The 15,925-nt window shown below is 64.8% G+C and carries 13 protein-coding genes; 7 read left to right on the forward strand and 6 right to left on the reverse strand.

The window, feature by feature from the left end; translation table 11 throughout:
- The first annotated feature begins 402 nt into the window (after nt 1-402).
- Both THSYN_RS34955 and THSYN_RS37355 read left to right on the forward strand, forming a co-directional pair.
- Entirely contained in the window at nt 403-678 is a 276-nt protein-coding gene (locus THSYN_RS34955; RefSeq protein ID WP_172965207.1) for a DUF4258 domain-containing protein, read from the forward strand.
- Nucleotides 608-904 (forward strand): type II toxin-antitoxin system MqsA family antitoxin, encoded by a 297-nt coding sequence (locus THSYN_RS37355; RefSeq protein WP_100922485.1) that lies wholly within the window; start codon nt 608-610, stop codon nt 902-904. The genes THSYN_RS34955 and THSYN_RS37355 overlap by 71 nt, the downstream gene beginning before the upstream one ends.
- A gap of 297 nt (nt 905-1,201) precedes the next feature.
- Here THSYN_RS37355 and THSYN_RS18225 read toward each other — a convergent pair whose 3' ends face one another.
- The 3 genes from THSYN_RS18225 to THSYN_RS18235 form a co-directional block, all read right to left on the reverse strand.
- On the reverse strand, nt 1,202-1,636 hold the full coding sequence (locus THSYN_RS18225) for a hypothetical protein (RefSeq protein ID WP_157817766.1): 435 nt from the start codon (nt 1,634-1,636) through the stop codon (nt 1,202-1,204).
- Nucleotides 1,637-1,908: 272 nt separating this feature from the next.
- Nucleotides 1,909-3,495: an IS66 family transposase gene (gene tnpC, locus THSYN_RS18230; RefSeq protein WP_100918359.1), complete on the reverse strand. Its 1,587-nt coding sequence runs from the start codon at nt 3,493-3,495 to the stop codon at nt 1,909-1,911.
- Between the two features lie 840 nt (nt 3,496-4,335).
- Nucleotides 4,336-7,734, reverse strand: a complete 3,399-nt coding sequence (locus tag THSYN_RS18235) for an HAD-IC family P-type ATPase (RefSeq protein WP_100920382.1) — start codon at nt 7,732-7,734, stop codon at nt 4,336-4,338.
- Between the two features lie 319 nt (nt 7,735-8,053).
- Between THSYN_RS18235 and THSYN_RS18240 the strand changes: the two genes are divergently transcribed.
- A complete protein-coding gene (locus THSYN_RS18240; protein ID WP_216644571.1) occupies nt 8,054-8,305 on the forward strand; it encodes a PepSY domain-containing protein in 252 nt (83 codons plus the stop codon).
- 185 nt (nt 8,306-8,490) lie between these two features.
- On the opposite strand, the gene THSYN_RS18245 is transcribed toward THSYN_RS18240, so the two are convergent.
- Together THSYN_RS18245 and THSYN_RS34070 are read right to left on the reverse strand one after the other, a co-directional pair.
- The gene (locus tag THSYN_RS18245; protein WP_100920384.1) at nt 8,491-9,576 is read right to left on the reverse strand and encodes an AI-2E family transporter; all 1,086 of its coding nucleotides are present in this window, start codon (nt 9,574-9,576) and stop codon (nt 8,491-8,493) included.
- Between the two features lie 22 nt (nt 9,577-9,598).
- Nucleotides 9,599-9,748 carry a hypothetical protein gene (locus THSYN_RS34070; protein ID WP_157817767.1) on the reverse strand — a complete coding sequence of 50 codons (150 nt, stop codon included), beginning with the start codon at nt 9,746-9,748 and terminating at the stop codon, nt 9,599-9,601.
- 349 nt (nt 9,749-10,097) lie between these two features.
- Between THSYN_RS34070 and THSYN_RS18250 the strand changes: the two genes are divergently transcribed.
- On the forward strand, nt 10,098-11,363 hold the full coding sequence (locus THSYN_RS18250) for an iron-containing alcohol dehydrogenase (protein WP_100920385.1): 1,266 nt from the start codon (nt 10,098-10,100) through the stop codon (nt 11,361-11,363).
- Nucleotides 11,364-11,366: 3 nt separating this feature from the next.
- A complete protein-coding gene (locus THSYN_RS18255) occupies nt 11,367-12,785 on the forward strand; it encodes a coniferyl aldehyde dehydrogenase (RefSeq protein WP_100920386.1) in 1,419 nt (472 codons plus the stop codon).
- A gap of 92 nt (nt 12,786-12,877) precedes the next feature.
- Here THSYN_RS18255 and THSYN_RS18260 read toward each other — a convergent pair whose 3' ends face one another.
- Nucleotides 12,878-13,354 carry a hypothetical protein gene (locus tag THSYN_RS18260; protein WP_216644572.1) on the reverse strand — a complete coding sequence of 159 codons (477 nt, stop codon included), beginning with the start codon at nt 13,352-13,354 and terminating at the stop codon, nt 12,878-12,880.
- A gap of 664 nt (nt 13,355-14,018) precedes the next feature.
- On the opposite strand from THSYN_RS18260, the gene THSYN_RS18270 reads away from it, so the two are divergent.
- Nucleotides 14,019-15,167: an AAA family ATPase gene (locus THSYN_RS18270; protein WP_100920387.1), complete on the forward strand. Its 1,149-nt coding sequence runs from the start codon at nt 14,019-14,021 to the stop codon at nt 15,165-15,167.
- Nucleotides 15,164-15,784: a DUF4276 family protein gene (locus THSYN_RS18275; protein WP_100920388.1), complete on the forward strand. Its 621-nt coding sequence runs from the start codon at nt 15,164-15,166 to the stop codon at nt 15,782-15,784. Before THSYN_RS18270 ends, THSYN_RS18275 begins: the two co-directional genes overlap by 4 nt.
- Nucleotides 15,785-15,925: the final 141 nt, after the last annotated feature.

Here is a 15,925-nt window from a genome sequence, read left to right on the forward strand (position 1 = left end):
TTTCAGCAACTTACCGCCTGCTAAGGAAAACACCTCATTGGGAAAATGAGGAGAAAGCCCTAAGATCCGTATTGAATGGCACGGCTGATGCGAATATTGCATTCAAGGATCTGTGCAATTTGCTCAAGCGGCTTGGGTTTGTTGAGCGCATCCGCGAAGACATTTCATATTCACGAGATTAGAGATTGAAGAAATCCTGAATCTGCAACCGCTTGGTTCAAAAGCCAAAGCCTATCAGGTCAAGCAAGTTCGCGGAAGATTAAGGGAAGATAAGGGGCCAGACTCAAATGGCACTGTCTTAAGCCCAACCAACCGAGAAAAACGAAAATCGTTCATCCGGTCGTTGTCTCTCGGTCAGCTATAACATTAGCGGCCATGACTAAGAGGGCCTAAACGCAACTTGTGACCACGATCAGCATCTTTCGCGAGCTGATTCGCTCAAAGAACTACCTCGTCTCACATCCCGCAGCAGATGAACTCGAAGACGATGACCTGACAATCCTTGACCTGGAAAGCATCGTCCTCACTGGCCGGATTGTCGAACGACAACATGACGGAGAAACAGATGAAACGAAGCACGTCGTCAACGGAAGAAGCATCGCAGACTATGAAGCGAAAGCTGTCGTCAAGATCGGCTTCAGTGGCGAACTCATCTTCATCACAGTCTACGTCATCTGAGAATTGCGCTTACTGCGGAAGTTTAAATCTCCATCGCCGCCTCGTGACGCGGAGTTTTGGAAAAGGTGACAAGTTACTTGTTATTGAAGGCATTCCATCGATTTCTTGCGGCAGTTGCGGGGAGTCATATTTTACCGCAGCGACCATGCATGAGATCGAGCGGGTGAAGGCGCATCGTAAGGCGTTAGCAGTTACTCGCCCAATTCCGGTAGCGACCTTTGCGTAAAAAGCGGAAATTGGGCGGCACAATACCGGACAACAGGGGACAGTGCGGCCTGGGAGTTCCGGGGACAGTTTACTTATTTGATACGCTGCCGCAGACGCAATTGAGTAAACCTAAAATCCACAGATGAACACAGATGAACACAGATTTTCTTCAAATTGTCATGCGCTTATCGCTACTGTCACAATCACCCGCAAGGTAAGCCCCAGACCAAGCGTAAGCCAATGAATAATCTGTGCTCATCTGTGTTCATCTGTGGACGGCTGCTCTTTCTAAGGTAAACTGTCCCCGGAACTGGCGCTAGACGAACGGCGCCACCCGCAGGGGCAACCGGTCGCACAGGAGGTCGAACAGCGCCGGCGGCACGATGCAGCCCGACCGCTCGTATTGGTCGGCAGGGTGATCGAGCATCACCGAATAGTAAGCGGAGTGATTCGGCGATACCGCCCGGGTACGCACATAGGTGCCGCGGACCTCGACGACCACGACCTGGAAATAGATGCCCTCCAGGGCGTCCACATAGAAGGCGGTAGCGCCCGGACGCGGCTGCCAGTCCCGGTAGGCGGGGACGACGAAGCCCGCCAGGAGCCGCGCCGTGTCTTGGTCGAGCCGTTCCAGGCGCCGCGCCAGTTCCTCGATCTGCTGCCGCAACTCTGTCGCCTGCCGGCGATTGCTCCCCAGGCGCTCGAAACGCTCCTGGTCCTGCATCGTGGGTGGTCCGTCAGTCGTTGCCATCGCGTGCTGTGGTCTTTGCCATTGATGATTGCATATCCGGACCGCGACCCTCGTGCCGAGGCGATCGGGTAACCGTTTAGCCCCCCCTGGGTGCTGGGTGCCAAGGAGTCCCGGCGGGTCGCGGCGGCCTTGATCATAAATCCGGCCATCAGCCCTTGCGGCGGCCCGTCGCGGCCGGGAACCGCTCCGACGCCGTAGGAGCGACCCCGGCTGCGACGCGTGCCAGCCGCGGCCGGGCCGCAATTATGATCACGGCCGGTCGCGGCGATCGGTCAGATGGCAGGTAAGGGCAACGGCGGGGCCTGAAGCCCTTGGCGGCGCTGGCGGACTACCTCGGCCAGATACGGCCAGGGCGAGACGGCGCGTTTGCGACAGGTCTCGATGACGCTGGCCAGGTGGGCGAAGGCGCGGGTGCCCTGCGCGGTGCGGGTCCCCATGCCGATGCGGCGGGCGATGACCCAGTGGCGCAGGGCGCGCTCGGCTTCGTTGTTGGTCAACGGCAACTCCGGATGGTCGAGTACCACCCAGAAGGTGTCCCAGTCGTTGAACAACTCGCGCGCCAGCGCGCGCATCTTCTCATGCGGCGCATCGACCTGACGCAGGCACTCGTCGAGCAGGGCGTTGAGCATCCGCGCATGCCGTGCGCGCAACACCCCGACGGGGGGCGGGGCGCCGCGGGCGTCGTAAACGGCGGCCATCACCGTCGCGATGACCGTCAGGATCTCGCTGCCAAAGCGCTGGGCCGCCGGTTCCAAGCCATCTTCCAGCGCCTGGGCCTTGCGGATCAGGTGGGCCAGGCAGCGCAGCCGTTGGTCCAGGTCGCGATAGGCCCAGAAGCCGTCGCTCATCAACCAGCCGTTGAAGGTCTCGCCGAGCACCTGGCGCACGACCTCCACCGAGCGCTTGCCAACGACGAACAGCGTGGCGGTGGCACAGGTGAACACCCACAGCCACCGCAGCCGACCATGCTCCTTCCAACTGGTTTCATCGGCATAGCGCAGTTCGACATTGCGCACCGCCGCGTAGAGTTCCGCCTCGACCACCGGGGCCACCGCCCGTCCGGCTTCGTGAAGGCACTGGTTGATGGTCGCGCTCGACAACTCCAGACCCAGCCAATCGGACAGAAACTCACGGACCCGCGCCCGCGACAACCGCATGCGCTGGCTCAAGGCGCAGATGAAGGACACTAGCAACGGTCCGGCCAAATGCCACTCGGTCAGGGCCACCGTCCACTCGACCTCGCCCGCCGCGCGCCCCGGCTGCGCCTGCGTCCAGTGGCCGCAATCGCAGCAGCATTCAAAATAGATGTGCTTGGTCTGGCGCAGGAGCAGTCCGGTCGCGCCGGCACCGGGCTGGATCAGCTCGATTTCGTAGCGGGCGTTGTGTGCCCGCGCCACATGAGCATCCGTCAACGCCTGGCCGCACCCCGCACAGCAGGTTGGCCGGTGAGGCTGCTCGGCGTCCACCGGCAGGTGCTGGGTGCGGCTGTGCCCCGGGCTGCCCGGGCGCCGACCGGGGGGCTGGCCGGTGACCGTCCGGTGCGAGCCCTGACGGCGCGGCCGGGGCGCCGCCGGCCCCGCCGGCTCAGCGTCGCCGGGGGTGTCTGCCGCAGCGGCCCCGTCCTGCGACCCCGCGGGGACGTCGGGCTGGCCAGCGGGCGTGTCCTGACCGCCCGTGCCCTCCCACGGCAGCCGCGTGCTCGGTGGCCGCGAACTGTTGGAGGGGTTCTGCCCCAGCCGCTCGCGCGCCGCCTTCAGGTCCGCCAGCGCCTTGCCCAACAGCACCCGCGCCTGCGCCGACGTGAGCGTCTGCAGGTAGGCGTCGTCGAATTGTCTGAGGTCGTGATCGCTCAGGTGCATGGCGGGGGCGTGGCGGCGCTGGCGCACTCTCGTATAGAAGCTTGGGCCATAGTTTGCCAGGACCGTCGAGCTTTGTCGCGTAGGCTTATGATCGTCGGCGAGGCATTCATCCGACTCCCGGCCATCCCGCTGGCCGCGCGGTCGCTGGTCCGCACAGCGGACCCTACGGGCGCGCAGCCTCCCCGTAGGGTCCGCTGTGCGGACCGGGCGTGGCTGGCCGAAACTACGTCACGCCGTCCGCGAGGGGGCTAAGAACAGGGGGGGCTAAACGGTTACGGCGATCGGTCAGTCCCTGCATTCCGGGGACCATTTACCTATTCCAAACTCTGCGGCAGACGTAATTGAGTAAACTGTCCCGGGAACTGGCACCCGCATCCGGCTGAAGCCTCGACCTCCGGTTGCCGGGTACCGAACCCGTCCCGCTACCGAGGATTATCCCGCCTGATCCACCCCCCGGGCAAGCGCCCGACCTCGGCGGGCAATTCGCCCGCCTAGCAGCGGCACTGGCCGTGGCTGAGCAGGCTCTGGTCGTGGGCGAGACACAGTTCACCAGTGCGGCCCGGTCTGGGGGCGCCGCACCCCAATGCGGCGCGATCTCGCGGATAACCTCGGCGGTGCGGGTTGACCAGAGGCCGCGCCGCACTGGGGTGCGGCGCTCCCAGTCGCCGTTGCGGCTTAAGATGAACTCCGGATGACTTTGTATCCGCAAAAGAAACCGGAGGTCGAGGCTTCAGCCGGATGCGGCGCCGCTGCCCGCTGAAGCGTCGGCCTCCGGTGGCGGACGGACCGCTCCGGCGGCAACGATGAGCAAGCCCACCGCGGGCGCCACGGCGCCGGTTCTCAGGCACTAGGCCGCGGCCCTCCCGGGGTCGCCACCCACCGCACCACGGCCTTCTCCAACTCGACCACCAGGAAGATGGCGACGCCGATGCCGACCGGCAGCAGCCAGTCGCGCGGGGCCAGGGGCGCGGTGTGGAACCAGCGATTCAGGAAGGGGGCATAGACGAACAGGAGTTGCAACAGGACCAGTACGCCGACGGCCAGCCAGACCACGCGGTTGGTGAACCACAGACCGACCCGCAGGCTGGAGGCGTGCAGGAACCGGCTGTTGAACAGGAAGAACAACTGCCCGAACGCAAGCGTATTGACGGCCATGGTCTGAGCCGCGGCCACCGAATAGCCGCGCCCCTCCTCGAAGAGAAAGACGGCGGTGGTGGCGACGCCGATCAGCACCGAGACGAGCGCGATGCGCCAGATGAAATACCAGCCCAGGATGGGCGCACCCGGGCGCCGCGGCGGTCGGCTCATGACCCCGGGTTCGGCGGGCTCGAAGGCAAGGGCCAGGGACAGGGTCACGGCGGTCACCATATTGACCCAGAGGATCTGCACCGGGGCCAGCGGCAGGGTGAAGCCGAACAGGATCGCGGCCAGGATGACCAGGGCCTGGGCGCCGTTGGTCGGCAGCAGGAACAGGATCGACTTCTGCAGGTTGTCGTAGATGGTGCGGCCTTCCTCGATCGCGCGTTCGATCGAGGCGAAGTTGTCGTCCGCCAGCACGATCTCGGCCGCCTCCTTGGTCGCCTCGGTGCCCTTGATGCCCATGGCGATGCCGACATCGGCACGCTTGAGCGCGGGGGCGTCGTTGACCCCATCGCCGGTCATCGCCACCACCTCGCCATTGGCCTGCAGGGCCTGGACCAGCCGCAGCTTATGCTCGGGGCTGGTGCGGGCGAAGATGGCGTAGTCGGCGACGATGGTCTGCAGTTGTGCGTCGCTGGCGGCCTCCAGTTCGGCCCCGGTGACGGCGCGATCGTCCGTGGTGATGCCCATCTCGCGGCCGATGGCACTGGCGGTGCCGGCGTGGTCGCCGGTGATCATCTTCACCGCGATGCCGGCCTGGCGGCAGGCGGCGATGGCCGTGATCGCCTCGGGTCGCGGCGGATCGATGATGCCGACCAGACCCAGCAACACCATCCCCTGCGCCACATCGGCGACGCCCAGGTCGTCCTGGTCCGCCTCGACCTCGCGGCTCGCGGCGGCCAGCACCCGCAGCCCCTGGGCGCTGAGTCGGTCGATCCAGTCCTCCCAGAAGGCGCGGTCCAGCGGCTTCACGGACCCGTCGGCACCGCGTTGGCCGGCGCAGCGATCGAGCAGCCGGTCGGGCGCGCCCTTCATCAGGATGCGCCGCCCGCCCCCGGGCAGGCGGTTCAGCGTGGCCATGAACTTCAGATCGGAGTCGAAGGGCACGACCGCCAGGCGCGGGTAGTCCGCGGCGGCGAAGTCGGCTTTATGGGCCAGGGTGCGCAGTGCGCCCTCGGTCGGCTCGCCGATGACCCGCCAGTGACCGTCCTCCTCGGCGATCTCGGCGTCGTTGCAGACCGCCATGACCTCGATCAAGGCCCGCAGGTCCGGGTGGGCCGCGACCGCGATCGGCTGACCGTGGAGCGACAGGTGCCCTTCCGGGGCATAGCCGATCCCGGCCGCGTCGTACTGGTCCACCGGGGTGACGACATGGCGGGCCGTCATCTCGTTGCGGGTGAGGGTGCCGGTCTTGTCCGAGCACACCACGGTGACCGACCCCAGGGTCTCGACCGCCGGGAGTTTGCGGGTGATGGCGTTGCGTCGCACCATCTCCTGGACGCCGAGCGCGAGCGTAATGGTCATGATCGCCGGCAGTCCCTCCGGGATGGCGGCCACGGCGAACCCGATGGTCGCCATCATCAGCTCCTCGACCCCGAAGCTGTGCAGGAACCAGCCGATCAGGACCATCGCCACCGCCATCCCCAGGATGATCACCGAGAGCACCCGGCCGAAGGCGGTCATCTGCCGGGTCAGCGGGGTGTCCAGGGTCTCCACCTCCGCGATCATCCGGTTGATCCGGCCCAACTCGGTATGGGGTCCGGTGGCGGTCACCACCCCGGTGCCCTGCCCGGCCGCCACCAGCGTGCCCGAGTAGGCCATACCGTGCCGATCGCCGATGCCGGCCGCGTCGTCCACCGGCTCGCTGCCCTTGGTGCTCGGCACCGACTCGCCGGTGAGGGCCGATTCCTCGATGCGCAGATTGACCACCTCGAGCAGGCGCAGGTCCGCCGGCACCCGGTCGCCGGCGCGCAGGCGCACGATGTCGCCGGGCACCAGGTCGGCCGACTCGACCTCCACCCAGTGCCCGCCGCGGCGGCTGTGGGCGTGCAGCGAGAGCATCTTGCGGATGCCCTCCAGAGCGTCCTCCGCCCTACCCTCCTGAATGAACCCGATGATGGCGTTGATGACCACGACCGCGAGGATCACCCAGGTGTCGATCCAGTAACCCTTGAGCGCCGTCGCGGCGGCGGCGGCGATCAGGATATAGATCAAAATATCGTTAAAATGCTTCAGGAACCGCTTGATCGGCCCGTCCTTCGGCGGGCTCGGGAGCCGATTCGGACCGACGGCCGCGAGCCGCTTGGCCGCCTCGGCGGTACTCAGGCCGTCCACCGTGCTGTGCAGGGCGTGCAGGACCGCGTCGCCCTGCAGGGCGAAGGGGTCGCCGAGGTCGAAGGCACCGGGGGCCGCGACCGCCCGCGCGGGCTCACCGTCGACCAGAAAGTCGAAGCGATACAATAGCACCAGGCAGACGGCGACACCGCCCAGAAACCAGTCCGGCCCGATCAGCCAGAGCACGAACGGGATCGCCAGCAAAAAGCCGCGGGTACCGAGGTGGTAGTGGCCGCCGGCACGATTGAGGGTGTCGGCAACCTGGTCGACACCGGAGCCGGTGAAGTGCTCCGGTGCCAGGTTGATCAGAAAGCCGGTGTGGTTGTAATAGCGCAGCGCCAGGGCGAAATGCAGGAAGGCGCCGGCGAAGATGGCCGCGAGCACCAGCAGTTTGAAGCGCACCAGGTCCGGACCGCTCGGCGCCAGGCTCAGCGACTGCGACAGGCCGCCCAGGTCGAGCCGGTCGAAGGCCACCCCGACGACACCGAGCGCGATCACGATGGCGGTGGAGGCGAAAAGGGTCGCGGACATCACCCAATTGCGCAGGGTCTGGACGGCCAGGATATCCCGGTCGCCGGCGCGCACCGTCGCGACCCAGGCCCGGCGCAGCCGGTTGGAGCGACCGCGATAGGTCCGCTCCGGCTCCAGGCGAAAGACGCGCCGCAGATACAGGTGGTAGGCGATCAGCAGCGTGAGGCCCAGGCCATCGACGGCCCAGGCCAGGGCCAGCCGATCGAGCCCGGCGAGCAGGGTGGCGAATTGCATCGGTTTCTCCTTATCAATCCCGCCGGATTGACGGTTGGCGCAACGATAGTCTCAGCGGACACTGATCCGCCTGGTGCAACACCGCAGAAGTCGTGAAGCCATCGCCGATCGTTGTCGTTAACGACGATCAAGGCCGCCCCTGCGTTCCCGACTGCCCGCAATGGTTCTACGATTCCTGCGTGCCGGTACTAGGTTGGGCCAAGCTATCCCCTTGCCAAGCGGGTTGCAAGAGCCTTTCCCGATAGGTAAAGTCAGGCGGAATACACCGTCATGCGATCGGTTTTACGCCACATGTCAATAGCAAATGAGAGGTTATGTGATGAAGATTCCACTGTTCGCGCTCGCCGGGATGCTCGTCGCCGCGCCGGCCTTTGCCTGGCGTGATGTGACGCCGCAGGAACGCACGTCAATCGAGACTGCCCTCACCGCCCAGGGTTGCTCCGGTGGCGAGATGAAGTTCGATGATGACGACAAGACCTTCGAGATCGACGACGCCCGCTGCAACGGCAGAAAGACCGACATCTACCTCAATCAAGCCTTCCAGGTGGTCAGGATGACGCCGGACCGCTAGCGAATCCCTTTCCGACCCGGAAAATATGGCGTGGATGGCGGGCCGGAACCGCGACGGCCCCTGATCGCTTCGTCGCGCGGACGCTCAGGTAAGGCCGCGATCTGTAGGGTCCGCTGTGCGGACCGGCGCCCCCACAGATCGCGAGGTGGCCGGGCCCAGGATCAAGGCCCGACGCACGAGGTCCCTCAGTCATCCGAGCCGCGAGCGTCCGGCTCCGCTGCCGAGGCTTCCGCAAGCTCCTCGGTAATCGCCGGCCCCATCAGGATCGCGAGCGGGCGGGTATGGGGGCTCGCATCGAGCGCGATGATCAGGGCCGTGGTCAGCGGTACGGCCAGGAACATGCCGACGGTGCCGAACAGCCAGCCCCAGACCAGCAGGGCGATGAAGACCGCCAGCGTCGAGATGCCGAGCCCCTTACCCATGATCCGCGGCTCGATGACATTGCCGATCGCGGTGTTGATCACCAGGTATCCGGCCGCGACCATCAGTGCCGTGGCCAGGTCGACCTGCACCAGTGCCAGCAGGACCGGCGGGATCATCATCAGGATGTTGCCGACGACCGGCAGGAAGTTCAGAAAGAAGGCCAGCACCGCCCACAGGATGGCGAAGTCGATCCCGAAAAACCACAGCATGAGCCAGACACAGACGGCGGTGGCGAGGCTGGTCAGGGCCTTGATCTGCATGTAGCGATTGATGTTGTCCAACATCCGCTGGAGGCGTTCTTCACCGTCCGGCGTGATGTGAAAGGCCGCCTTCAGCTTGGGCATCATGGTCGGCACTTCGAGCAGGATGAAGATGACGGTGAGCAGCACCAGGAGCCCGGTCGCGAAGACGCTGCCGGCGCTGGACAACATTCGCGGGACCAGGGCCGTGAGTCTGGCCGGGTCCATCAGGTCCGTCGCCGCCGCGGCCGGGTTGTCGACGCCGGTTCCCGCCATCAGGCCGCCGAAGTGCTCGGCCAGTGCCGTGAAGCGTTCCTGATAGCCCGGCAGGCTGTCCTTGAAGCCCTCGAGCGACCCGGTCGTCACCAGCGCCAACAGGCTGCCGACATCGAGCAGCACAAACGCGATCACGAACAGGGCGCCCCACTTCGGCACGCCTTTGCGGCGCATCCAGGCGAGCGCCGGGGTGGCGACGATCGCGATGAAGATGGCGAGCAGGAGCGGCGTCAGCAGCGGCGCCGCGGTCTTCATCAAGGTCACGACGAGCGCGACGGCCCCGGCGATGATCAGGCCGCGGGCGGGCGCACTGAAGGTGGATAGGACATTCATGGTCGAACTCCCCGGGTCAAATTTAAGCGGCCTTAGGGAACTGGCCGGCCGCCTGGGTGGTACGGAACATCAGGAGCCAACAACCGATCCGCCCCAGGCGGGTGAAGGTCTTGGCCAGACCCTCGATCTTCGCGACGTGGAGACCCTCAACGATTTGCTGCAACAAACTCATGACTGACACCTCGGCCGCGTGATGCGGTCCGTCTGGGGGAGTGATCGAAGCGGAGCCGGGAGGCCCGGCCGCGGATTCAGCGACCGGCCTCGGCGGAGATAGGGTCAAAAGAAAGGCAATAAAGCGACCTGCCAAGACTGCTGCAGGAGTACGGGTCTGATCAGGATAGGTGCGGACGAGTCGGCGCTCAGGTAATAGGACATGAACACAGAAGACCTCGGTTAGGGCAGCTTCGCCCTGCTCGGCTCGCACTGCGCCCTTGCAGAGCACCTTCCTTCGATGCTAAGTTCCCTGCTTCCAGAGCCGTCGTGCCCGTGCAGTTGGATTTCCTATCCCTTCCCTTATCCCTATGTCGCATCTGTTCGCACGTCTGCGCATTCGTGCGCTCGGCGTCGCGGCTCGCCTCGCGCCGGCGCCGACGCCGTTCATGCTGACGGGGCCGGGCTCATCGATCGAGCTCGCCCGATTGATCGCCGACCGCGGCGCTCGGTCCGTCCTCGTCGTGACCGACCAGGTGCTCGTGGAGCTCAAGGTCGTCGCCCCGGTGTTGAACGCGTTGAAGGCGGCCGGCCTCGCGGTGACGGTGTTCTCGGAGGTCGAGCCCGATCCGACCATCGCCATCGTCATGGCAGGGATCGAGCAGCTCCGGGCGTCGGGGGCGACAGCGGTGCTTGCGGTCGGTGGCGGCTCGCCGATCGACGCCGCGAAGGCCATGATCGCATGTCACGCGAGCGGTCGTCGTCCGCAGGACCTTGATGGCTACTTCAAGGTCCGCGCCCCCGTCGTGCCGTTCTTCGCGATTCCGACGACGGCGGGCAGCGGCTCGGAGGTGACGGTCGTTTCCGTCGTCTCCGATCCGGGGGCCGGGCGGAAATTCGCCATCGTCGACAACAAGCTCGTGCCGGCGGCGATTGCGCTCGATCCGAACCTCATGGTCGGCCTTCCGCCGCAGGTGACCGCGGCCACGGGCATGGACGCGCTCACGCATGCGATCGAGTCCTACCTCTCGACGCTCGCAACACCGAAGACGCGAGCCCTGTCCGTGGCCGCGACGCGCGCGATCTTTCGCGATCTGCCCCGGGCTTGCGAGGACGGTCGCGACATCGCCGCCCGGCAGAGCCTTGCGGTCGCGTCCTGCCTCGCCGGTCTCGCCTTCACCAAAGCGAGCGTCGGCTATGTCCACGCGATTGCCCACCAACTCGGTCCGCTCTATCACCTCCCGCACGGGTACCTGAACGCGATCTTGCTCCCGTACGTGCTCGACTTCTACGTGGATGGCGCCGCCTCGCGGATGTCGGAGTTCGCGCGTGCCTGCGGGCTCGGGCGGGACGGCGAAGACCCCCGGTCGCTCGCGACGAGTCTCATCGCCGCCATCCGACGGCTGAACGCGTCCATCGGCATCCCTACAGCGATCGAGCAGATCGCCGACGCCGACGTCCCCGCCATCGTGCAGCGTGCGCTGGCGGAGGCGCACGGGACCTACCCGGTGCCGATATACCTGTCGGCCGCCGACTGCGCGACCATCGTGCGGCGCGCGGCTGGCCGAGTCATGGTCGCGGCGACGGAACATCGCTCACGCGCGATCGGAGCAAGTCCCGAGAAGAAAGAGATCTAAGCCATGGAATCGTCTGCGCTCACCCTTGCCCAGTGCCTCGAACTGCAACGCGCCGCCCACCGGGCCAATCCGTACCCTGACCTTGAGCAGCGCAAGGGCGACCTCGCGGCGCTGCACAGGTTCCTCAAAGAGAACGAGGCGGCGATCATCGAGGCCATCGACGCCGACTTCGGCGTGCGACCGGCAACCGAGACACGCCTGAGCGAGCTCTTCCCGGTGCGCCAAGGCATCCGCGACACCATCGGGCATATCGCCAAATGGATGCGTCCGCAGCGCCGAGCGGTCGACCACCTCGCCTTCCCCGGCGCAAGTAACCGCGTCGTTCCCCAGCCTCTCGGGGTGGTGGGCGTGATGGTTCCCTGGAACTTCCCGATCTTTCTCTCGTTCGGTCCGCTCGTCGACATCCTTGCCGCCGGCAATCACGCCATGGTGAAGATGTCGGATCGATCCGTACACCTCGCGCGCCTCCTGATCGAGGTCTTCCCGCGCTACTTGCCGACCGGGAAGGTCGCGTTTTTCGAAGACCTTGGACGCGGCCCGGAGTTTTCGAAACTTCCGTTCGACCACCTGCTTTTCACCGGCTCGAGCGGCGTCGGGCGCGCTGTCATGGCGTCTGCGGCGGCGAACCTTTGTCCGGTTACCCTGGAGCTGGGCGGCAAGGCCCCGGCGGTGGTCGCGCCCGACTTTCCGCTCGCGACGGCCGCCGAGCGCATCCTCTGGGCCAAGTGCATGAACGCCGGCCAGGTGTGCGTGAACGTGGACTACCTGTTCCTGCCCGAAGCCAGCATCGAGGCATTCGTCGCGCATGCCAGGCGGCTCGTCGCCGAGCGCTTTCCCGACCTGAACGGCCCGGACTACACCACGATCATCGATCAGCCGGCCTTTGATCGGCTGGTCGCGACGCTCGAGGACGCCAAGGCGCGCGGGGCGACCGTCATCAACCTGGCGCCGGACCAGCAGCCCGATGCCAGTCGCCGCAAGCTCGCCCCGCACATTGTGCTCGGGGTGAGCGACGAGATGACGATCATGAAGGAGGAGATCTTCGGGCCGCTCCTGCCGGTCAAGCCGTACCGCGAGGCCGAAGAGGTCATCGCTTACGTCAACGCTCACGACCGCCCGCTCGCGTTCTATCCGTTCACCAACGACAAGCGACTCGCCGAGCGGTACATCACCGAGGTTCTCTCGGGCAGCGTCGGCGTCAATGAGGCCATCGTGCAGGTGGGGCAACACGACCTGCCGTTCGGCGGCGTCGGCGCGAGCGGCATGGGGCACTACCATGGCTATGAGGGCTTCCTGACCTTCTCGAAGCTCCGGCCGGTCTTTCGCCAGGCGCGCATCTCGTCGATCCAGGCGGTGCTGCAGCCGCCCTACGGAAGGCTCGCGAAGTTTGCCTTGGACTGGATGTTCCGATTGCGAGGCTAGGCGCTGGGGGGGCGGCTCCATCTAATGGTGGAGACCGTCGTCAGCCAACGGGTCAGCGGCGAGGTCTTGCCGCAACTGTCGGCGTCAGGGCCTCACGATGCAGTCGTTGGGCAGATCCATCCTGTGACATTAACCAGCGATCGGTAGTCAGCCTCAAGATGCCTGGTGAAGATGGGCTCGTGGTGCGCAATGCGGTTGCGCAGGGTCCTCTTGGCTTGATCGATCCGATCGAGCGCCCCGGCATCCATGCCGCAGGCAGGGTTATCGAACCAAGCCAATCCGTAGACACCGGTAAGCTGGCCATGCATGGCGTTGCGTAAAGCAACTTCGAGGCCCTGTAGGGGTCCGTAGAAGGCCGCGCTGACAGCCGTGTTCCAAGTGTAGAGCCGGACGGCTTGCTCGCGGTCCCCGCCTGCCGCGTTGACGTATGTCGCTAATCTTTGTCGGGAAAGAGAAGTCTCGAGCGCATCGAGCACGCCTCCTTCAAGGCCGAAAATCTTGACACTTGTGGGCTGCGCCATATACTCTTTACCCGTAATCCCCGGACCCGCCTCTGCTTCGGCATGCAACCGGGGCTCAGCTTTTTTTGGATGCCTGATTTTACAGGCTTTCGCCCGACCACGGCCCTGTCCGAGCGACATCCTGTCGCCAAGATCTACCCCCGGCTCCAGGAATCATCGTAGATCTGAACGTCCGCGGGTCGCGGACGCACCAACCCGGCATCCCCGACTCGGAGCATTTCTCCGATGCACTCCTGGCCGCGCAATCACCCAGTTGAGCGTGCACGGATGTATTAACCGTCATCCGTGCACGCGATCCTCACTTTGTCGGCGGCATTCGATCACCCTGGCCCGGCGGATCGGCGAGAAGCTCCCTCTGGCACTCGCCATCGGAAAAGAAGCTGTCTACCGGGAGAACTAGCGGAGCACCGACCTCGCAGATTGCTCAGGGATAGCGATTTCGTAGTACGCCCCCTATTTCCCTGACCGCAGACGCCAAGGACGAGACCGCATCGACGTTCTACTTTCACCACGGGTTCATCCCCCTGCCCGACTTGCCGATGACGCTGTTTCTGCCATTGGCGACGGTATCACCTTAGCTCGGCGCTCTCTCGCGTCGCTCGCTATTCCGCCGAAATATCCGTGGTGCGTCCCCTATTTCCTCGAGGCCATCTCCGACGCCAAGACCACGTAAACTTGCGGAAATCCACCGCGGACGCCCCGGACAAAGCCGATGCACCAACGCCCCGAGCCCCCCCCACTGCGACTGAGATCCGTTCAGGTTCGCAATTTCAAGGCGATCGCCAACAGCGGTTACGTCCGGCTTGGCCCAGTCACCGTCTTCGTGGGCCACAACGGGAGTGGAAAATCCAGTCTCATTGAGGCATTGGAGACCTACCAATCGATCGTGCTGGACGGCTTGGACACGGCCATGCAGCGCTGGCTGGGTATCGAGCACGTTCGCCACTTCGCAGCATCTCAGGACGAGCCGAAAGGGCAGTCGCGAGCGCTGATGTCGTTCGATCTCAATCTCGGGCCTGACGTGTTTGCGCCGAAGACGGGTACCTCTCTGCATATGGAGATCGAAAGCGACCCGGATGCGAGCCAGATCCGGATCTCCGAGGAGACCGCGAGACATGCCAACGGCAAGCTTTTCGACCGCTCCGGCGTGCGGGACCCCGGACGGTCGATTCTGACGTTCCCTGGAACCCAGGGACTCGAGAAGATCGCCAACCACATCCGCGACTGGCAGTTTCTCAGCCTTCAACCGGAAAGGATGGGGCTTCCCGTGCCTCAGCGGCGCACGCCAGGGCGGGTCCGGCTAGCGAGGGACGGCAGCAATATCGCGGATTTTCTGCTCGATATTCAGCGTCGCGATCCGAGTGCGCTGGAGGGGATCGTTCAGGCGATCGGCTACGTCCTGCCCTACGCCTCGGACCTGCAGCCGCTGTTGACCTCGGAGATCGAGCGCAAGGCATACATCCAGCTATCCGAAGCCGGACACCCGGTTCCGGGCTGGATGCTCTCCACCGGCACATTGCGGGTCCTTGCGCTGCTCGCCCTCCTTCGCCATCCCGAGCCACCCCCGCTGATTCTCATCGAGGAGATCGAGAACGGACTGGATCCGCGCAGTATCCATATGCTGGTGGAAGAGATCCGGTCTGCGACCTTGGATGGCGCGACCCAGGTCGTGCTCACCACCCATTCGCCTTACCTTCTGGACTTGTTCGAGCTCCGGCATCTGGTACTGGTCGCTCGCGACTCCAAGGGCGAACCGAGGTTTCATCGTCCCTCGGATGACGCGTCCCTGCGCGAGTGGTCGCAGGAGTTTGCGCCAGGACGCCTCTACACCATGGGGTCGCTGCACGAGGCGGTGAAGTGACCGCCCCCTCGCTTGGCCTGATCCTCGAATGCGGTCCCCAGGGCGCCGACAAACAGGTCTGCGAATACCTGATCGAGCGTATCAGGCCCGGGATGCGAGTGCGCAGCGAAACACTGGATAACAAAGCGAACCTCTTGCGAGACTCCGGAAAGGTCGCGGCCAGATTGCTCAAGGACGGGTGCGAGTGCGTGCTGATCGTTTGGGACTTGCGCCCAGCCTGGCCGGATCGAACCGACAAACCTTGTCGGCACACCGAGCGTATCGAGCTCCTGAGCCTGCTGGCGGAGGCCGGCGTACCCGAGGATGCGCCGGTGTATCTGGTCTGTGTCGAGCAGGAGTTGGAAAGCTGGCTGCTTGCCAACGAAAGAGCGCTGAGCGCCTTCTTGTCTACCCCCGCTCATCCGTTCCCGGTACAGCGAGTCAGGAACCCGGATCGACATCCGCAACCGAAGGCCGAGGTCAAAGGGCTATTCAAACAGGCCAGAGGTTGGCTCTATAACGACACTGTTCACGCCATCCAGGTCCTGAAGAAAGTCCAGTTGGATTTTGGGCGCTTGCGGTGCTCCGAGAGCTTTTGCCGGTTTGAGAAGATGGTGTTGGCCTGTCGCGGTCGCTGATACGGCGGCGATCGAGTAGACCTTCAAGAGTAGGAAAAGAGGCCAAGCTTGATCTATTAAATCCTCATCCGCCCGACGGATTCAGTTGAGCTTGGCCCCTTATTCATTCCAAGGGTCTGTCCCCGATCGGCTTTGTCCCTG

Origin of the sequence: Candidatus Thiodictyon syntrophicum (genome assembly GCF_002813775.1) — a bacterium.
In the GTDB taxonomy this organism is placed as follows: Bacteria; Pseudomonadota; Gammaproteobacteria; order Chromatiales; family Chromatiaceae; genus Thiodictyon; species Thiodictyon syntrophicum.